At 41.9% G+C, this 21220-nt stretch carries 13 protein-coding genes; 6 read left to right on the forward strand and 7 right to left on the reverse strand.

Going from position 1 to position 21220, the window contains the following annotated elements:
- Window positions 1-45: 45 nt before the first annotated feature.
- From SNE26_RS04975 to SNE26_RS04990, 4 genes are all read right to left on the reverse strand, one after another.
- The gene (locus SNE26_RS04975; RefSeq protein ID WP_321558261.1) at window positions 46-1734 is read right to left on the reverse strand and encodes a RagB/SusD family nutrient uptake outer membrane protein; all 1689 of its coding nucleotides are present in this window, start codon (window positions 1732-1734) and stop codon (window positions 46-48) included.
- A 17-nt stretch (window positions 1735-1751) separates the two neighbouring features.
- Window positions 1752-4949, reverse strand: a complete 3198-nt coding sequence (locus tag SNE26_RS04980) for a TonB-dependent receptor (RefSeq protein WP_321558262.1) — start codon at window positions 4947-4949, stop codon at window positions 1752-1754.
- A gap of 515 nt (window positions 4950-5464) precedes the next feature.
- On the reverse strand, window positions 5465-6298 hold the full coding sequence (locus SNE26_RS04985; RefSeq protein ID WP_321558263.1) for a glycoside hydrolase family 16 protein: 834 nt from the start codon (window positions 6296-6298) through the stop codon (window positions 5465-5467).
- Between the two features lie 188 nt (window positions 6299-6486).
- The gene (locus tag SNE26_RS04990; RefSeq protein WP_321558264.1) at window positions 6487-10572 is read right to left on the reverse strand and encodes a two-component regulator propeller domain-containing protein; all 4086 of its coding nucleotides are present in this window, start codon (window positions 10570-10572) and stop codon (window positions 6487-6489) included.
- 361 nt (window positions 10573-10933) lie between these two features.
- On the opposite strand from SNE26_RS04990, the gene SNE26_RS04995 reads away from it, so the two are divergent.
- The 3 genes from SNE26_RS04995 (at window position 10934) to SNE26_RS05005 (ending at window position 15016) form a co-directional block, all read left to right on the forward strand.
- Window positions 10934-11791 (forward strand): DUF1080 domain-containing protein, encoded by an 858-nt coding sequence (locus SNE26_RS04995; protein WP_321558265.1) that lies wholly within the window; start codon window positions 10934-10936, stop codon window positions 11789-11791.
- Window positions 11792-11954: 163 nt separating this feature from the next.
- On the forward strand, window positions 11955-14519 hold the full coding sequence (locus SNE26_RS05000) for a c-type cytochrome (protein ID WP_321558266.1): 2565 nt from the start codon (window positions 11955-11957) through the stop codon (window positions 14517-14519).
- A gap of 125 nt (window positions 14520-14644) precedes the next feature.
- Window positions 14645-15016: a glyoxalase gene (locus SNE26_RS05005; protein ID WP_321558267.1), complete on the forward strand. Its 372-nt coding sequence runs from the start codon at window positions 14645-14647 to the stop codon at window positions 15014-15016.
- On the opposite strand, the gene SNE26_RS05010 is transcribed toward SNE26_RS05005, so the two are convergent.
- Window positions 15013-16701 (reverse strand): hypothetical protein, encoded by a 1689-nt coding sequence (locus SNE26_RS05010; protein WP_321558268.1) that lies wholly within the window; start codon window positions 16699-16701, stop codon window positions 15013-15015. The genes SNE26_RS05005 and SNE26_RS05010 overlap by 4 nt on opposite strands.
- Window positions 16702-16942: 241 nt before the next feature.
- Here SNE26_RS05010 and SNE26_RS05015 point away from each other — a divergent pair, with 241 nt between their 5' ends.
- From SNE26_RS05015 to SNE26_RS05025, 3 genes are all read left to right on the forward strand, one after another.
- Complete coding sequence (locus SNE26_RS05015) at window positions 16943-18490, forward strand: DHA2 family efflux MFS transporter permease subunit (protein ID WP_321558269.1); 1548 nt, start codon at window positions 16943-16945, stop codon at window positions 18488-18490.
- A 55-nt stretch (window positions 18491-18545) separates the two neighbouring features.
- On the forward strand, window positions 18546-19160 hold the full coding sequence (locus tag SNE26_RS05020; protein ID WP_321558270.1) for a TetR/AcrR family transcriptional regulator: 615 nt from the start codon (window positions 18546-18548) through the stop codon (window positions 19158-19160).
- A gap of 130 nt (window positions 19161-19290) precedes the next feature.
- On the forward strand, window positions 19291-19845 hold the full coding sequence (locus tag SNE26_RS05025) for a hypothetical protein (protein ID WP_321558271.1): 555 nt from the start codon (window positions 19291-19293) through the stop codon (window positions 19843-19845).
- Here the strand turns inward: SNE26_RS05025 and SNE26_RS05030 are convergent, their stop codons facing one another.
- Window positions 19846-20094, reverse strand: coding sequence for a hypothetical protein (locus SNE26_RS05030; protein WP_321558272.1), 249 nt, complete (start codon window positions 20092-20094; stop codon window positions 19846-19848).
- Between the two features lie 125 nt (window positions 20095-20219).
- Window positions 20220-21155: a DUF5996 family protein gene (locus SNE26_RS05035; protein WP_321558273.1), complete on the reverse strand. Its 936-nt coding sequence runs from the start codon at window positions 21153-21155 to the stop codon at window positions 20220-20222.
- Between the last annotated feature and the right edge of the window lie 65 nt (window positions 21156-21220).

A 21220-nucleotide genomic window follows, 5' to 3' on the forward strand; every position in this document is an offset into this window, starting at 1 on the left:
CCGGGGCATTTGCCCGGGGTTATGTAAAATCAAGGTATTAATCTTTTAGTATCCTGGGTTTTGTACCAGTTTTTTATTCTTGTCAATTTCCGCTTGCGGAATTGGCATCCAGTTTTGCCGCTCGAAGAAGGTATTGGTAAATATCTTAACCGGGGTATACGTTAGCCCTGACCCGCCGGCTTCGATCTTCATGCCATATTCCGGCGTGGTGAGCACACCGTTGGTACCCGTTGTTATCAGCCATCTGCGGATATCAAACCATCGCTTATCCTCAAAAGCCAGCTCAATGCGCCGTTCGCGACGAATATATACACGCATTTGATCCTTGGTTAAGCCGGCTTTTACAGCAGGCAATGCTGATCTCGCTCTTACTTTATTAACCGCGTCATAAACCGATGCATCCGGTCCAACCGCTTCATTTTGCGCTTCTGCATAACTTAGCAATACTTCCGCATAGCGGAAAATAATGTAATTGGCAAAGCTTGGCGCCAGGTTGATACTGGTTTGCCCGGTAATGCTTTCATCAAGTGTTTTACGGGCGTAATAGCCGGTATTGGTAATATCGCTTGAAGAGCCAAGATCTATCTGGTTACTGCCGCCTATGCGCGTTTTTATTACATCTCCCTGCCATGCTGCACCATCGTATAATATAGATTGATAAAAACGCTGCTCACGATGTGTGTAAGGGGCTTGAGGATTATAGCCCGAAGCCGCATCTGTTATAGGCAAACCATTATCCATCGAGTAATCATCAATCAGGCCCTGTGTTGGAGCAAGGTTTCCCCATGACTGCTGAACACCGTTTACATAAACGGGGCCCAGGTAACCTTCCCGGTGACTGCCCTTTGCAGGTCCGGTTGCATAACCCCGGGCAAAAATGGTTTCAACATTCCAGTTATTTGCAGATAGAAACTGATCGGCATAAGAAGTAGCCGAAGTGTTGAACAGGCTATAAGTACCCATATCCATCACCGATTTGTTGGTAGCCGCTGCTTTACTCCATTTTCCTGCGTCATTGGCCGTGTTTACCAGCGGGCTGGCAGCAAAAAGCTCTACCCAGCCCTTAAGTGTTAATGCGGCGCCTTTTGTGGCCCTTCCGGTTTCTGATGCTTTTGCAGGCAATACTGCTGCCGCGGCGTCGCAATCGGCCTCGATGAAGGCGACGGTTTCATCAATGGTACCCCTGGCGGTAAAAATGTCGGTTCCATTTCGGTTATCAAGCGGTACGGTAATAATAGGAACCCCTCCATAAGCTGTGAACAAGAGGGAGTAGAAATAAGCCCTTAAATAGGTAACTTCTGCAACACGTTGCTTATACCAATCGGCGGTATATTTATCTTTGTTCGCTGCAGCTACTTGTAGAAAAATATTACATTTTCGTATTTTGGTGTAGTTTCCTTCCCATGACCACATACTGCCGGGGCCGGTAGGTACATTACTTGGCCCAATTGAACCTGCCCTAACAGTAGCTTGCCCGTTTTCCCAGGCTGCCCCGCAAAAACTATTGTCGGCATATTGCTCTGTTAGTTGATAATCATTATTGACATCTGGCAATTGATTGTAAATGTCATTCACAAAAAGGTCTGCATTACTTTGCGAGCTGAATGCAGCTATATCACTTAGAGATGATTTATTAGTAACATCTAAAGAAGAATCTTTTTTACAACTATTAATACTTACAACAAGCAAAGCAAGTAAAAAAAGCTCTCGGTATTTTATAAAAATCTGTTTCATCGCTTTCTTATTTTTAGTTAAAATGTGGCATTTAAACCTAATGAAAATACACGCTGCTGATAGTAATTGGTGTTGCCTCCGCTGTTTTCGGGATCAATGATCTCTTTTACGTGCGGCAGAGAGTTAATTACGTTTTGGCCGGCTACATAGATCCTGATAGATTGGACCTTGTTTTTCAATAGTTTGTTTGACAGGGTGTAACCAAGTTCAAAGCTTTTTAACCGGATATAAGAATCATTTCTGACGAACCAGGACGAGGTTTGGGTGTTATTTGATGTTGGTGTACCGGTAACCCTTGGATATAAAGCGTTAGGGGTAGAAGGAGTCCAATGATCGTCATATACCAGTTGAGAAGCCGAACCGGATGCATTGAAAGGGAAAGCAAAGTAGTTACTGATAACAATGTTACTGTTTCCAGAACCCTGGAACAAAACATCCAGATCGAAGTTTTTGAACGTTAGTCTTGGCTCTAAACCATAAATGATTTCCGGTGTATTGGGGTGTCCTATTACTGTTTGGTCATTAGCATCAATCTTGCCATCTGGTTTTCCATCCGGGCCGCTTAAGTCGGCATATTGAATATCCCCCGCCTTAACTAGCCCAAAGGATGGTACAGGTATTCCTGCTTTTAGGGATCCATCAGCGTTAAAATCTGTTGTTTTAAAGTACCCTAAGGCCTCGTACCCAAATATGGTGTTTAGTGGACGGCCGGTTGTTCTCCTGTTTGGATTATTAGCTGTAGCGCTTGTTTCGTAAGTTTGTAATAATTTATTCCTGGCAAAAGTGAAGGTACCGGTAACATCTAACCTCAGCTCTTTTGAGAAGCTATGAGAGCTTTGCAATGTCAGATCAATACCATGGTTGCTCATGATTCCTCCATTTACCAGGCCGACGGCTAATCCATATTCTCCTGGCAGCGTGTTTCCGATACTTACAAGCATATTAGCCCTTTTTTCATAAAAATAATCAGCTTCAATGCTTAACAGGCCTTTCCACAATGTTGCTTCAAATCCAATGTCTGTTTTTGTTGCTTTTTCCCAGGTAATGTTTGGATTGCCCTGCAATTTTTCAAAGATACCCTGGGTAGCGCTACCATTGAGAACAGCAGAGTTTGCATAAGGGTTATAAGGGCTTTGAAACTGGTAAGTTTGAATAGTGCCGCCTATTGTTGGATAAGCCCCTGATTTTCCCCAGGAAGCCCTGAGTTTTAAGTTATCAAGCCATAAGATATTGTCCTTGATAAATTTTTCTTCAGACAAGCGCCAGCCCGCAGAAAAAGCCGGGAAAAAGCCGTATCGATGACCAGGAGCAAATAAATAACTTCCATCATACCTGCCAGTAGCTTCGAGCAGGTATTTTTTATCATAAGAATAACCGACCCTGTAAACATAACCAATTTGTTTTTGCCCGGAGGAGTTCCCAAAGTTGGTTGCATCCGCGGCAGCCGGGCCGCCAAAATCCAATTCATCAAGATCAAGGTTGTAGTTATATTTGGTAGCTCCAAATTTTTGATATTTTACGCGCCGACTTTCAAACACTCCTAAAGCCGTAATATCGCTTTTACCAAATGAACCTGCATACGATAACAAGCCCTGAATGGTCAATGTGTGGTTTTGGCTGTAATTTTCGCTAAAGGTTGCTTTTGAATTTCCCTGGATCCCTTGTTTGTAGGTGTAGGGGGTAGTAGTAACGTCAACATTATAGAAAGGTATAGGAGTAGTATAAATACGCTGGAACGAAGTTTGGTTTCCTGTGAATAAAGGATCCGGCCCGTTATCATAGCTGATCACGCCCTTCAAGCTTAAACCTTTGATTGGAAGCTTCTGGTCAATTGTAAACTGCGACAACACGGCCGTATTTTCATTGAATTGATAACCGCTATGGTAAATTTCGCCGATAAGCGATTGCCCGATGTAGCCAGACCATAATCCGTTACTGTAGTAAATTGGAGTTGTTGGTGCTTGGCGCTGAGCCTGCCCAATAATTGTAGCCGCGTTTTGTGACGGAAAGTGCTGATCTTCCACATAGCTGTTAACAGACAATGACACCGTGGTAGTTTTGGTGGCGTTTGCCGTTAAGTTTAACGAGCCGTTATATTTATTAAGATAGGTTGGATCCCACATACCAGCTTGGTGTGTATATCCTAATGCTGCAAAATATTTGATATCCTCGGTGCCGCCGGACAGGGTAACGTTATGATAGGTGATAGGACGGTTTCTCTGGATAATTTGCTGCAAAGGATGACCATCCGGGTGACCATCAGGGTCTGAATGATCTTTGAATTTTTGAATATCATCTGCTGTGTATGCTGGTGGCTGACCATCATTGGCATTGGCCTCATTACGCAGCAATGCATACTCATACGAGCCTACAAATGTTGGCACCTTGGTTGGGTTCTGGATACCATAGTATCCGTTATAAGTTAAAGTGGGTTTGCCCGATTTGCCTTTTTTGGTGGTAACCAATATTACACCATTTGCACCGGCCACCCCATAAGGGGCAACCGCGGCTGCATCTTTTAGTACCGAAATATTTTCGACGGTGTTCGGGTCAAGGCGACTGAAGTCACGCGGAACACCATCCACAATAAGTAGAGGGGAACTTCCACCTATAGATCCGATACCTCTTATCAGTATGTTTGAACCGTCATAACCAGGTTCGCCGCTTCCCTGGGTTATAATTAAACCAGAGGCACGGCCAACCAGGCTATTAGTTAAGTTAACAACCGGTTTTTTTGCAATTTCGGTGGTTTGAATTGTGGATACGGCTGCGGTTGAGGATGTTTTCTTTTGAGTACCGTAACCTACAACGATAACTTCATTTAGATTTTTTGCGTTCACCTGCAACCGGATGGTTACTGAAGTTTGTCCGTTTAAAGGAAACTCGGCCTGTTCATAACCTATGTAACTAACTATCAGTACAGCGTTGGGGTCAGCATTAAGCGTGAAGCTACCGTTTACGTCGGTTACAGCACCTACAGAGGTTCCTTTAATCTTTACAGACGCGCCAATAATGGTTTCGCCTGTGGTTTTGTCGATCACCTTTCCCTTAATTGGTCCGGCAGCGGCATATCGCGAAGAGCTTATTTTACTAATCGATTTAAAGGTAGTTGCCGCATAGCTGCTTGTTTGAATAACTAACAGCAGGATCAGTGATAAAGCTACTGATCGGGATATTTTTCTCAAAAATATTTTATCGGGTAAAAAATATTGCATAATTGAATTTGATTAAAAATTAAAACTTGGGCATTAGTTAATGCATCCGGATCTTTGTCCGTTTTTCTTTTTTATCTCTTTTTATCTTTCCATTATTTTTTATTTAGGTTGTTAATCAGTTAATAGATGCGGGTGGTAAATAAGTGTTAAAGTAACAGTTTAAATTCGGGACAAAATTCAGGCAGCGAACTCAAAGAACGACAGTTGCTCCTGGCCTAAACCAGATATTAATAATCATAGTCACCTAAGAAGCTATAATTATTAAAAAGTCCGGGAAGCAGCTTTAAAAAATAAAAAAGTCAGTATAATTAGGTCTTTATAATGTTTACAGTGGTTTTGTCAACCGCTGATTGGTTACCCAATTAACCTTTATTTTTTCAGAAAAAAAGGGGGCAAAGCTGTAAAAAAGGGGGGATAATCTATAAAATCGCATCGTATTGGCATAAAATCATGCTTAAATCATTTCTTTCCTTTGAAATAATTTAGATGTAGTGGTTTTTATTGTTCCCTGGGCTTTATTTCTTTTGGTATACCCGTACGTAATCAACTTCAAAACGTTTGGGGAATTTTGTGGCGGATGGGGCACCGCCGTTATCACCACCTATTGCAAGGTTAAGCAATATATAATGAGGCTGCATAAACGGGTTAAATTGAGTGCCGTCCTGGTTAACAAGATTTTTTAGCTCGACACGATTGAGCAGGCTATCATCTACATATAAACTTATAGCTGTGGCATCCCAATCCATGCGCCAGGTATGAAATTTCTTACTCCAGTTGGCTTTGAAAGTATTGATGGCTTTGGTGTTACTATACCATTTGGCTGTATGCGGAACCTCCGTACCGCAGGCAATATTAGCCAAAAGCTTATTCTGGTAATATTCCATAATATCAATTTCTCCGTTCGATGGCCATGGCTTTTCTATACCTAAGGTCCAAAAAGCGGGCCATAGGCCTGCGTCGGTACTTATCCGGCCCCGCATAATGAACCTTCCGTATTGGAAGCTACGTTTGCCCCTGGTATTAATACTTGATGATGTATAATTTATAAATTGTCTTTTCTGTTTCCAGTTGGTGCTGTTAGGCGCGTAGCCCGGATTTGTTAGGTGTACCCTCTGTGCCTCAATTATCAATTTGCCGTGGCGGCAAATTGCGTTTTGTTCCTGGTACCATTGATCTTCATTATTTCGCACAAATCCGGATTCAAACACCCAGTTATCCGGATCGGGAGAGCCGTATTTATTAAACTCATCTGCCCAAACCAATTTATAGCCTCCCACCGTATCCTGTTGACATTTACCCGCAACCGGAATAGCGATAAGCAGTATGGCTGTAATTATCTTAGTAATCATAACAATAGAATAATTAATAAATTTTAAATGATCTTATTGATTTCACCCAAAACAAAGTAAGCCATAGTTTAAAAGGCAAAGGAGGGGCAAAACTATAAATTAAAGGGGTTGAAATTGTTTTCTGCTGCTTTTTATGAAAAGCAATATACTCCCTGATATTTCCTCCACTAATTTCGAGTTATTGATATTTAATTTACGGGAGGTTTTTCAAACTCGTTTAAGCGATAGGAGACCTGGAAATTAGCCCGGTGTTTTCTGATAAATCCTGATGGGTTGACGCCGAATTGTTTATGAAATTGCTCTCTGAAATATTTGATATCGCTGATACCTACCTGTATTGCCGCTTCATTGATATTACAATTGGTTTGGATCAGGAGCTCGGCGGCTTTACGCAGGCGAACAAACCTGATAAAATTATTTATAGATTGGCCGGTAGTGCTTTTGATCCTTTTAAATAGTGTTGGATAGCTGATGCCGATCGCCTCGGCCAGGGCATAAACATCAAAGTTATCGCTGTTGAAATTTTGCTCAATAACAGCAATACAATTGTTGAGCAGGTCTTTATTTTCCCGCGAAATATTAATGGCTATGTTTTCCTTCGTAACCTCCTTATAAAAATATTGCTGAAGTTTGGTTTTATTCATCAGCACACTTTTAACCCTTGCTGTGAGCAATTCTTTATCAAACGGCTTCCGCAAAAAGTCTATTGCGCCCTGCTCAAGGCTTTTTACCATAATATCGGGTGTGGTATCGCCGGTGAGCAAAATAACCGGGATATGCTTTATGGCTGCATCTTCCATAATCATTTTACATAGATCCAACCCGTTAATTCCGTCCATTACAATATCGCTGATGATCAGATCAGGTATGTATTTTTTAATCAGTTCAAGACCAGTTGCTCCATCTTTTGCTTCAAGAACTAAATAATCGGCAAAAAATATTTTTTTGATATATGTTCTTATCTGTTCATTATCATCAATAACAATGAGGGTGTGCTTTTCCTGGCTAAACAGTTCAAGCTTCTGCAATTCATTGTTTTCTTCAACAAGGTCCTTACTACCATGATCTATGAGGTCATTTACAAAATTATAGTCAGGAGCTGTTATAACATTTATTTCTTCTGCCGAAAAATGCTTTATTCCCTTTAATAGCTTCAAGGTAAAGGTGGTTCCGCTGGTTTTATTATTTATATAATTTATTGTACCCTTATGGCAATCAATAAAAACTTTAACCAGGTATAAACCGATACCGAACCCTTTTTTGAAGTAATTATTATCCTTTACCTGGTAAAACTTATCAAACAACTTATCCCCGGTTTCGGTATTGATCCCAATGCCGTTGTCTGTTATTTTAAAGTAAACATGTGTATCGTCTTCTTCTACAAAAATCTTAATAGTGCCATGATCAGGTGTAAACTTAACCGCGTTGGAAATAAGGTTAAATAACGAAATCTCAATTTTTTCGACATCGGCGAATACCGTAATGTTCCGGTTTGTTGTTTCAATGTTAAAATTCAGGTTTTTGATTTTAGCCTGGTGTGCAAAGCATGAAAACACCTCTTCGCATACCCGCACAAAATTTATTTCGCTTATATTTAACTGCGCGTTTTCACTTTCAGTTTTTCGAAATAACAGCAGGTGATCCACCAACCCTAATAAGCGGCGGGCATTCCTGTATACCGTATTCAGCTCATCCGAATGGCTTTTATTTTTGTTCAGCAGATCTTTGATGGGATTAATGATCAGCGTAAGCGGAGTTCTAAATTCGTGCGAAACGTTAGTGAAAAAAGCGAGCTTCTTCTCGTTCAGTTCCTTTTCCTTTTCAACCTTTAAGTTAGCCAGGTTAATTTCAAATTTAAGTTTTGCCTGCTTTACCCGGTATAGGAAATAAATGTATATTATCCCGAATATAATAACCAGGTATACTCCATAAGCCCATAACGTTCTGTACCAGGGCGGAAATACAATAACCTTAACACATATCTGTTTCGGCATCCAGTTGCCACGCGTATCTGTAGCTTTGATCCGGAGCCTGTAACAACCTTCATTTAAATGGGTGTAGTAGGCCGATTTGGTTTTACCCACATAGTTCCACCCGTGGTCCCAACCCTCAAGGTAATAGGTATATTCAATTTTATCCGGAAATGAATATTCAAGCGCCGTGTAATGAACGGTGAGTGCAGCCTGTTCATAATTGAGCCGGATTGTTTGAAGATCGGCTACGGATTGATTTTTTAGCAGTTCACTGGAGCCATCAGTTTCTAAGTTGTCAATTTTCAGGCCTGTGATACGAAGATCGGGCCTATGGTCTGCTACCTGTATGCTGTCGGGATTAAAAATGTTAAATCCGTTGATCCCTCCGAAAGCCATATTGCCCGACTGGAGCCGGATAGCCGCATTATAATTAAACTGGAGGCTTTGCAAGCCGTCAGAAACAATATAATTTGTAAATTTATTTTTTGCCGGAGAAAACCTGCTTAAACCATTGTAAGTACTGCACCATAGGTTTTCTTTATTGTCGATGAGGATGTTAAGGATTGAGTTACCCGGCAAACCATTAGCCTTGGTATACCTTACACGGCTCATATCAGGAAGGTTAAATTTCAGCAATCCACCCCCTTCCGTCCCAACCCACAGGTGGTTTGAATTATCCCCGGCAATGGTTCTTATGCCATAGCCAACATTAAAAAATTGATGAGCTTTCTTAACGGTATCTATTTTAATGAGCCGGGTATAATTACCGGCCCATAAGGTTCCATTTCTGTCTTCAAATATGGCGTGTATATTAACCAGGTTTTCATCAAATAGTTCAAAGCGGTCATTTTTACGGTTATAAAGATATAATGGGCCACCCCTGGTAGTGCCCGCCCATAAATGGTGCCTGGAATCTTCAAAAAGTTTCCATAGGTTTTTATCAGTTGTTTGAGTTACTGTATTATAACAGTTGTAATGCTTGAATTTGCCGGTGATTTTGTTAAACTCGTCGATACCACCATTAAAGGACGCTACCCATATTTTATTGTCGAACGTTTTAAGTATGCTCACAATGAAATCGGTACTTAAGCCCCCACCGGTTGATGCATGGGTATAACCCGTGAATGAATTATTTTTAACGTTCCAGTAAGAAAGCCCGCCGCCATCCGTCCCTATCCATAGGTTATGCTTTTCATCTTCACAAAATGAAAGGATAAAATTGTTGATTACACTGTTTTTATTGAAGGGATCATTATCAAAAAGGGCGAATGGCTTCTTAAAATTGTCCACAATGCTGACCCCGCCGCGCAGGGTTGCTATCCACTTTCTTGATTCCCTGTCATGAAAAACTACAGTAACAGCCCCGCTGCGCAATGAACCTGCTTTATTGCCATTGGTAATAAAAGTGAGTTTGCCATTATCGGTATTTAAAATATTAATACCTCCGCCGTCGGTAGCTATCCATATATTCCCTTTTTCGTCGAGAGTTAAATTGGATATGTTATCGCTGGTAAGTTTATCAATAACGGGGTGAAACCTCGTGATAGTTTGTGCTTTATTATTAAATATAAACAAGCCGTTTTCTGTGCCTATCCAAAGATTGCCGACTTTATCTGCAAGCAGGCAACTGGCGCTGTTGAGTTGAGTATTGATAATATTTATACGCTCAGATTTTGGATCATATAAACCCAGCCCCTTGTTTTTTATGAATACCCAAACGCCTGCCCGGGTTTGGCATAATGCTTTTACGCTATAATTATATTGGTTAGTAAGCCCCGTTTGCAGGTAAAGCCCCCTTGCTTTGTCGTACCTCAATAACCCAAGCTCATCAGTCCCTATATAAACATTACTATCTTTATCGGTTACAATAACATTTATATTTGAAGCTATTTTTGACAGGCGCCCGCTGCTGTGCTCCCGGAAGTATTCCGGATAAAAATAAGAGTCGGGATAATTATAAAAAACAAGCCCGCGTTGCGTACCTATTAGTATTTTATTGCCAACGCCATTTAAAGCGCTGATATGGTTGTAAGGGAGGGATTTATTGTTGTTCCACTCGTTTCTGTAAATCTTAAATTCATCGCTGTCGTAGCGGTTTAAGCCATCATAAGTGCCCATCCACATAAACCCATACTGGTCCTGGTAGAGGGAGGTGACTGCATTATTGGATAGCCCGTTTTCGATACCAAGATACCGCACAGGCTGCCCTGCGGTAAAACCAGAAACATTTAAGTAAACGAAAAGGAACAGGAAACTAAAGTATATTTTCGGATTTAAAGCGTAATTTATCCTGCTATACATTATAAATTATTAGTTAATAGTTGGTAAGTAAAAATATCAAAATGATTTACAAAAGTGTTTTGTTTTTTTATCTAAGTGATAATGTTACAAAACAAGGGCAGGATAGTGTTCTGGAGCGTTGTTTTTATGGCAGGAAAGAGTACGTGTCCATAAGTTAATTGCTTCTATATTAACTGATAATTTTCTGTATCCTGATTTTTACCGGCAGTTTATTTTACCCCCTTAAATTTAGTGCTTTGCCCCCCTTTTTTCTGATTGAATTATTGCATTTTTGACCAATTAACCGGTTAAACCGTCGTAACAAGCCGTTTTTTTCTTTTTTCGAATAATAAACTTATAGTTAGATATCAAAAAAAATATCATGATAAAGCGTGGACTCACCTTTTTAGTACTGAATGTTTTATTTTTAATAAGCTTGCCCATATTACTGGCACTTAAAAGCCCTGACCCGAAATTCAAAGTTAAGTGGGAACAGCTTTTTAATGGAAAGGATTTAAACGATTGGACTGTTAAAATCAGGAAACATCAATTAAATGAAAATTTCGGTAACACCTTCAGGGTTGTCGACAATAAGATCCAGGTAAATTATGATCATTATGAAAAATTTGATGACCAGTTTGGCCATCTATTTTATAAAAAGCCTTTTTCTTATTACCTGATAGGTGTAGAATATCGTTTTACAGGTAACCAGGTAAAAGAAGGCCCTGCATGGGCATTCCGCAACAGTGGTGTTATGATACATGGCCAGGATCCTAAAACCATGAAGATAGACCAGGATTTTCCAATATCCATTGAGGTTCAGTTACTGGGCGGCAATGGCAAGGATAAACGGCCGACCGCAAATGTGTGCACCCCCGGTACGCAGTATGTTTTAAATAACTCGATTGTTAAAAGCCATTGCATGGATTCAAAATCGGAAACCTTTCATGGCGACCAATGGGTTAGGGTAGAGGCATTGGTTTTGGGCGATTCGCTGGTGGTACATTATGTAAACGGAGAAGAGGTGTTACGTTATCAACGCCCGCAATTAGACCCGGTTGGCAGCGCAGAGGAAGGCGCGTTGTTAAAAAGCGGTACAATTTCCTTGCAAAGCGAAAGTCATCCGGTTGAGTTTAGGAAAGTTGAAATTGTTAATCTTGAAAAATACGCGCATGATCCTCCGAAATTAGCCGATGTAGTTAAACAATTGGCCGCCGAGAAACGGATTCCTAAACAATAAATAAAATAAAAAGATTAATTTGACTGCCATTTACCTGTATAATTAAAAAACACCAATGCTAAAGTTTTCCTTAACCCTATTCCTCTGTTTATCTTTCTTTTTGACGTTCAAATATTTTGCAAATATCCGCAGTAACGAAGCGGGACCTGCTAAACCAAGTACTTTGGCTTCAATACGAGGACAAAGTCATTTTAAGAACGATTCGCTCCATTGGCCTGCCGGTTTTACAATTACCAGGTTTACCGGGCCTGAGCTTACACCAAGTCCGGCTTGTTTAGCTGTGGCTGCCACAGGTGAGGTATTTGTAGGTGTTGATATGATCGGCTCGCTGGGTAAAGACCCCGGGAAAGGGCGGATAATTAAACTTATTGATAGCGATAACGATGGTAAGTTGGATAAGCATACAGACTTTGCTGATGTTGACGATCCGCGTGGGATACTCATCATGGGCGACCAGGTTTTTGTGCTTCATACTGTTTTCTCAAAGGAAACCCGTAAGGCAACAGGTATGATCTTGGAAGTTTTTGAAGATAAAGATCATGATGGCATTGCCGACGGGCCGCCAAAACCACTCGTCGAACACCTGAGTAATGCTCATATGCTGGTTGAACGTGGAACAGACCATGCTACTAATGGCATCCGTATGGGGATTGATGGATGGATCTACATAGCTGTAGGCGATTTCGGCTTTCATGACGCAACAGACCGCGATGGTAAAAAACTGACCATGCTTGGCGGCGGTATTATAAGGGTAAGGCCTAATGGTAGAGAAATGGAGGTTTATACACATGGTACCCGCAATATTTATGATGTTGCCATAGATCCGTACATGAATGTATTTACCCGCGATAATACCAATGATGGCGGCGGCTGGAACATCAGGTTTTCGCATCATATCCAATCGGGCGAATATGGTTACCCCTTGTTATTTCAGCATTTTACAGATGAGATACTGCCGGCATTGGTAGATTTGGGTGGTGGCTCGGGTACAGGTTCATTGTTTATGGATGAACCTACCTGGCCGGAGAAGTACAACCATGTGCCTATGACCGCCGATTGGGGGCGGAGTGAGCTTTATATAAATAGGGTAAAACCAGATGGTGCCAGTTTTAAACAAACTGAAGAACCATTTATTGAATTACCCCAAATCACTGATCTGGATGTTGATGGCTCGGGGCGGCTCTATCTTTCAGCCTGGGATGGCGCGGGGTATTCGGGCAGTGCATCAAAGGGTTATGTTATCAGGGCCATACCTAATGGATGGAGCTATAAAGCATTTCCTGATGTTAAAGCGCTGGCCATAGCTGATTTAGCCAATATGTTAAAATCAGAAAGCGCGGTGGCAAGGTTAAATGCCTCACAGGAACTTATTACAAGGCCGGCCGACGAAAGCAGCAAGGCCGCTTTTGCAATTGCATCAGATGTGGGTGCCCCTTTATATGCACGGGTAGCCGCTCTTTTCACTTACGCTCAAATTGCACGGGAAAGTGGAATAGCTAACCTCGTACAACTTACTCAGGACAATGCCCTGAGGGAATTTGCATTACGTGAGTTAACCGATAGGAAAGCCGGGATAGCGCAGGTACCGATAGCTCCATTTTTGAACGGGCTGAAAGATTCGTCTCCGCGCGTGAAGGCTGCGGCAATTATAGGTTTGGGTCGTCTTAGCCGTTTAGAAGCAGCCCCTGAATTGCTTAAAACACAGGTTCCTGCAAGTTTTGCAGCGCCTGCTAAAAATACCGAGGGGGCGCACGCAACGCCTAATTCGGCCATTATACTGCCCCACCTGGCTGTGAGGGCGCTTGTAAGTATGAATGCGGTTGATGGATGCGTTAGTGCAATAGGCACAACCAATTCAACATTAGCGTTATGGGCATTGCGTTATATGTATGATGCTAAAGCAGTAAATGGTTTGATTGCCGTTTATCCCAAAATCAAAAACCCAAAAACAAAAAAACAAATACTGGTAACCCTGGCACGCCTTTATAAGCAGGAGGCTCCTTATGATGCTTCCTGGTGGTGGGGGACACGGCCCGACTCACATGGCCCTATTTACAAAGGCATAACCTGGGAAGGTTCGGCTCGTATCGAAAAATTCCTGACAGTTGAACGGAGTAAAGCAGGCGCTGCAGGTAAACAATTTTATGCCGATTTGAACGAGCGCCATCAAATGGGTATCACAGCTTTTGGCGGTGAGGAAAAAAGTGCTCCAACAAAAGAGGTTAAAGTGGATTTGTCAAAGATCCTGAACAAAAAAGGGCAGATCGGCAACTCTTCTATTGAAGATGTGATGTTAATGTTAGCCAAAGTTAAAGGAGATCCAAAGAAAGGAAAGGCACTGTTTACGCAGCAAGGTTGTGTAGCCTGCCATAGTCTTACCCGCGGCGAAAAATTAAAAGGGCCATTTATGGGACAGATAGGATCTATCATGAACCGCCAGCAAATTGCCGAATCTATCTTAAAGCCAAGTGCATCCATTTCGCAGGGATTTGCTACAGTGATGATTACAGCCAAAGGCAATAAAAATTATATGGGATTTATTACGGATGAGTCTGCCCAAAAAATAGTGATGAGAAACATTACCGGAGATGTATTTACCATCAAAGCCAGTGATGTGCTTACCCGGAAGGAATTGAAAACATCCATGATGCCTGTTGGCCTTGCCAATGCGTTATCCTATGATGAGTTTGCATCACTGGTTACGTTTCTTTCTCAACAAAAAAATTAAGGACGAAGGGGGGAATGCTAAAGTAGGTGTTTGAAAACCAGTGGGCATAAAGTATCTTCGTACTTATTGGCCGGCAATCTGCTGCTCATTTAGCAGGTTGCCGGCTGAAATTTAAAACCACAAATATGCAACACAAAGCTATATCGCTCAGGCCGTTCATTGGCGCTAAAGATTTTGAAATATCGCGAAGCTTTTATCGCGACCTGGGTTTTGAGGAGGTTGTACTGAGTGCTGATATGTCGGTATTTAAAACCGGCCAGCTCGCGTTTTACCTGCAAAAAGCTTATGTTAAAGATTGGATAGATAATACCATGCTGTTTTTGGAAGTTGATGACGTTGCCCGCTACTGGAACGAGTTGCTGACTTTAGATTTACCTTCAAAATATGCAGGCGTAAGATTAACCCCGATCCGCGTTGAGCAATGGGGGCGGGAGTGTTTTTTACATGACCCCTCCGGAATCCTTTGGCATTTTGGCGAGTTTTTTAATAAACCTTAATTCTTTTTGATTACCGACAGATCAAAAGCAATTGTATTAGCCTGCGGTCTTAGCCGGAATACTGTTCCATTTCCCGGTTCGGAAAATATGCCTTTTGTGGCTTTGAAAATATACGGGGTGCCCTCAAACCGGCAATTGATTTGTTTATTTTGGATGGCCTCAAAAGGCAGCTTTACTCCCGGGGCTGTGGTCATATCAAAATACCAGTTATCGACGTACGTACTTACCAGTTTCATTGATAATTGTTTTTCGTTCAGATCAATTTCAAAAGTGCCTTTTATTGATGTGAGCGGCCATGATATATGCAGGCTTCCTACTGTAGGATGAGTATAAACGGGATCTTTGCCCGCTAACAAAATTTCTTTACCCTTAATCGTTGCTTTAAGCCTCAACCCTGCAATCTGACCGGGCTTACTCCAAATGTAGCCATCTATCACCGGTAAGGTAAAAAAAGTACATTCGTTTGATGTGGCAACATTCCTGGTGTAAACAGATGGAAAGCTTTCATCAAAAAGATGAAGATCGCGAATGCGGAGGTTACTTTTTTCCCATAGCAGGTTAACGCGGTAAAAACGGCTGTTAAACCACACGGTTTTCAAATCGCTTTCGCCAAAGTCATGACTTACTGTGAATGATGTAGGAGGTGTTACTTTATACTGTTTTTTAAACCAGCGGCCTGATGTTTCCATTGTTTCTACCCTTACTTTATGCTCATCCCGTAACTGGGCTATCAGGGGTATCTGGATCTCAAAGCCTTTAGCCATGGCATCCCATGTAAAGGAGTTTTCCTGGCCGGCCTGCGTATAGTTAAAGCCGAGCGCCTTATCCTCCGTAAACGATTTAAAAAACCAGTTTACCCAGTCGGCATCGCCGCCACCAAATTTGTAAACAGGTTCCAGTGTTACTACACCCTGGCGTGTTGTTCCAAGTCCGTTATCGTATTGCCTTATAGGGTCACTGCCCAGCATTCGGAAAATAGGTACCAGGATCTGGTTAGCCGCGTTTTGGGCAGGCATGTAGGAGTTAATTTTGCTGGGATAGTAAGCCTGGTTCCAGTAGCCTCCCCACAAGGTGTAGCCATCTGTACCATACTGGTCTTTGCAGTTGGCCGATGCTACAATATGATACTTTTGGTACATGTACTCCAGGCTGTAACTGTCAATAAACCATGACGCAACAGATTTTGGATAATAACCAAAGATCTTTTTAAAATCGGCCATATAAACATCTATCAGTTTTTCGCGCTCTTTAGGTGTATAACCGGTGGAGAAGCCGATGTTTGCGCGCCAGTCCCAGGGATAACGGCCGCGCCATTTGAAGCCGGCTTTTTCAACCTGGGGCTGGGGGATTTCCCACCAGGCTCCAATCTCGAACGAATCACGTGGTAAGGCCTTTAATAATTTTTGATACCGCGGATCAATCAGCGCATCGTATTGTAACAGGAAGGTGCCGCCAAGTTTATACTTTTTCATGATCTCCACCTGCTTTACTACAGTTTGGTACAACACATCTTCGGTAATAGCAGAATCCCGCGGTTCAAGCAGGCGAATGAAATTAACGATGTTGACTATTCTCGGCGTTGAAGCTTCTTTAACAGGGCGAGTTTGGCCGCAGGAGGGATGATAACGTGAATTTAATATACAGAGGCAAAGAATAGCGAATCTGAAACTGCGTATGTTTTTCATTAAAGTAGATAATGCAAATTGATTAAACAAGAGCAATGAAACTGCCCTGCTTGATTTTTTAAAGCTTATACCGGTTATACTAAGCTATCTATAACAAAAAACTCAACTGTCCCCAACTGTCTGCTGTAGAGAATGCGCTTGTCACTCCATCGTAATAATTTATACAATTATTTCAAACAAATGTTTTAATCAAACGATTGATTAATTTTGAACCATTATTAAAACACAAAACTTTTATCAAATGGCCGAGTCAGGATTTAAAAAGTGGATTATTACCATTACGGTAATTATAGCTTCATTGTTAGAATTAATAGATACCACCATAGTTAACGTTTCCATTCCTCAAATTCAGGGTAACCTTGGGGCTACTATCACCGATGCTGCCTGGGTAGTTACCGGGTATAGCGTGGCAAACGTGATCATTTTGCCCATGTCGGGTTGGTTAAGCAGCTTTTTCGGGCGTAAAAACTATTTTTTAACCTCCATCATTGTATTTACTATTGCCTCGTTTTTATGCGGAAATGCCCATAGCCTCACCGAGCTTGTTTGTTTCAGGATTTTACAGGGCTTAGCAGGCGGCGGCTTGCTTTCAACATCCCAGGCTATCCTGATTGAAACATGGCCGGCTGAGCAGTTGGGCACAGCTACAGCCTTGTTTGGATTGGGTGCGGTTGTTGGTCCAACTATAGGCCCCACAATTGGCGGCTATATAACAGACCACGCCGCCTGGCGCTGGATTTTTTATGTAAATATACCTGTAGGTATCCTGGCTTCTATATTTACGGTAATGTATGTAAGGGTAACATCCCGCGAGGGGAAGGACAAACCTATCGATTGGTGGGGAATTGCTTTACTGGCTATAACAGTAGGCAGCTTGCAAACCATATTGGAAAAGGGGGAAGACGAAGACTGGTTTGCCACTACCTATATCATTGTACTTACCTGTACAGCAATTATAGGATTGTTGCTTTTTTTGTGGCGCGAGTTAAGTACCAATCATCCTATTGTTAATTTCAAGATCATGCGCCACCGAAGTTTTTCGGCGGGGATGGTTACCTCTTTTATCCTTGGCGTGGGCTTGTATGGTTCACAATTTGTTTTTCCTGTTTTTTGTCAAAACCTGCTGGGGTTTTCGGCACAGCAAACCGGCGAGATCTTGCTGCCGGGTGGTTTGTTTACCATTATGATGATGCCTTTTGTAGGTATTATGCTTAATAAAGGCCTGCCTGCGCAATTTATGGCTGTGGTTGGTATGATATTGTTCTTTGTTTTCTCCTGGTTTATGAGCGGCTCAACGCTGGCATCGGGCACGGGTGATTTCTTCTGGCCTTTAGCCATCAGGGGGATCGGCTTGGCGCTTCTTTTTGTGCCGCTGACTACTATTGCTATCGGCGGTTTAAAAGGAGCTGAGATAGGGCAGGGCACAGGCTTAAACAATATGATGCGACAGTTGGGCGGCTCGTTTGGTATTGCCGGTTTAAATACGCTCATTCACATCCGTGTGGCAACGCACCGCAATAACCTGTTAACCAATATTAACCCTTATAATACCTACTTCAGCAACAGGTATGATGCCTTGCTGCATGGGTTTATGGCTAAGGGGAAATCATTTTTTGATGCTTCGAAAATGGCTTATGCTGCTATTGACGGTACGGTTAACAAACAAAGTACGCTGCTAAGTTATAATGATGCTTATATTGTGGTTGGCTGGGTAATGCTGGCTGCAATTCCGCTGATATTTTTAGCGCCGATTGTAAAAGGACAAAAGGCTGTGGCCGATACCCATTGAACGCTTTGGACGATATATGTTTTTGAATGACTAAATTTGAAAACATATATCATCCATGACCATAACCGCCGAAACAACAACCGAAGAAAAAATACTGAACGCTGCCCGGCAAATCTTCACCAAAAAAGGCTTCCTGGCTACTACCGTGCGGGATATAGCAACCGAAGCCAATACCAATGTGGCATCGGTTAACTATTATTTTCGCAGTAAGGAAAATCTTTTTGCGTTTATCATGGACGAAACCATTAAAAAGCTTTTCGATAAAATTGGACCCGTTTTAAATGACGAATCGACCACTGCCATTGAAAAGATAGAGATTTGTGTGGGATACTATATCGACCAGCTTTTGGAAAACCCTGATTTTCCTTTTTTTATGGTGAACGAGGTACTTGCCGGGCAAACCACGTTACCTATGATTGAAAAAGTGAAAACATTAACCGATTCTGTTTTTGCCAAACAGCTTTACACGCTGCAGGCCGATGGCGTTATTAAATTTCACCCCGTTAACCTGATGTGGAATATTGCAGGCATGATCGTTTTTCCGTTCCTTGTGCGCCCAAAGCAACTGCAAGCCGGATATTTTGATGATACCGAATTTGAGACGATGATAAAAGAAAGGAAAAAACTGATCCCGGTTTGGATAGGGCAGGTATTGGAAGGAAAGCAGTAATCAATCCCTTAGCTTAATGCCATTGTATCGACCATGCGTAATGAGGTTTAAATAGGGTGCTTTATTTCTATTTGGTTGATTTTGTATGAATTACGCCGGATTTAGCTTAAATTAGGTTAAAAGTACCCGTATGGAAAACTTCTGGCAGGAAAAAAAGGAATGGCTCAACAAATTGACCCTGGAAGATGCAAAGTTCATATTTGAACAGGCCGAAAAATCATATAACTACACCATTGAAACGGCAAAGGGCATTTACGAGCGATCAAACGGATTGCTAACCCTGGTTTCAGGTGTTTTAATTGGTCTTGTAGCCTATGCTATCGGAAAATGGAAGGATACGCCTCACCTGGATAGTTTGTTATTTACGGCAATTGTAGGGATCTTTTATTTTTTGATAGTAGGTTTAATGTTTGTACTGCAAGGCTTAACCCCAAGTGAATATCTTTTGCCAGGTACTAACCCAAAAGTATACTTTGATAAGGCTTTTTTTCATAAGGACATTGTTGATAATGAAAGGATCCTGAGGTTTTACAAAGTTGAGATTATCAATTACCAGGAACGGATTGAGCAAAACACAAAGAAAAACGATTACAGATGGAATATTTACGTACTTTGTTTACGGGCAATATTTTTTTCGCCCATAGTTATGGGGATCGCTTTTGCTATTGCAACTATAGCTTCCTGACTATTCCGACTCAAGATAATCTGCCTGATCGGAAGATGACAGGTCGTTACCCTCCCATAAACCAGGGGTACCTATATCCCCTTCCAAATAAGGCTCGCTGTCTTCGGCACAAGGCATGGCCTCATCAAGGTTAATATCTGACCTGCCCACACGGCCCTTGCCTGATGTTTTGATATCCCAGATATCAGGGATATTTCCACCTTCTTCTTCAGGGGCAGGGGTTTCGTTAGGATCTGGAAATTGGCTCATAATCAAATAATTATTGCTAAATAAAGTTAAATTATTATTAGCATAATAGCAAATTGAAATGTATTTGCAGTTCTTAAAACAGCTTCCTCTGGGGCCTGCCGAAAGAGTAGCCTCAATATTTTACCTCACGCGTTCTTTAAGGCCGACAGATCACATTGCAGATCTTTATCCCAGTTCCCCGTTTTAGCCGCAGCGTCATAAGTAGATTGCAAAAATTGAAGCAAAGTCCGTTCCGGGTCGGCCGATCCCGAAACAACTTCATAGGTTAATAAAAACTCACCCATTTCTCCACTGTAAAATGCCTCGGGAGGCGATACCTGCTGGTTAGCAAAATCTTCCGGGGTCGGGTAGCAATACGCATAAAAAACAGGATGAGGGAAAGCATCTGAGCCCGGCCAAAAGCCGCATGAGCTCACTTCCTGCGAATAGGCTTCCTGCATCACTATCGCGGGCATATTGGGGACATTGCCCTGGTGTTTTGGTGCCGATCTGCCCGAAAAGCGGGTAACGGCCAGGTCAAATCCTCCCCAAAAGAAATGTACCGGGCTGTTTTTACCCTGGAACCCGGCCCTGAATTCAGTGAAAACATTATGGATCCTCACTAACGCCTGCCAGTAATCATGCATAATAGATGGGTTATAGTTACAGGGTGTATGATTTTCGGCAAAAGGAACGGCCGGCTCCACTTCGTTAGGTACTGCATATATTTCTACACCTGCATTAACGGAAGCAATGCTGTCCATTAGGGAGCTGTAAAAGGCCGCCACACTTCTGGTACCAAGCCCAAATGATCGTTTTTCTCCGGTACTGGTAGATATATTCAGGGTATGGCTGATAAAATCCAGGTCGATCTGGAAAACACCACCCTCAAATGGCATACTTCCGGTAGTTAGGCCGGTTGAACTTACATATAGTGTAACTTGCCATGAATGATTGATCCAGGGCATTTGTTTTAATCTTACTTTACCAATGATTTGAGTCCACATATGAACACTTGCAATGGTATCTTTAAGATCATGATAATCAAGCTTTGGCCAGCGTGTTGTTGTCGGGTTGCTCATAGGTATAGTTTGTTGAGTTAAATTGAATAATCCTAAGTTACTAACGTTTTACGGATATTAACTTT

The organism is Mucilaginibacter sp. cycad4 (assembly GCF_034263275.1).
Taxonomy (GTDB): domain Bacteria; phylum Bacteroidota; class Bacteroidia; order Sphingobacteriales; family Sphingobacteriaceae; genus Mucilaginibacter.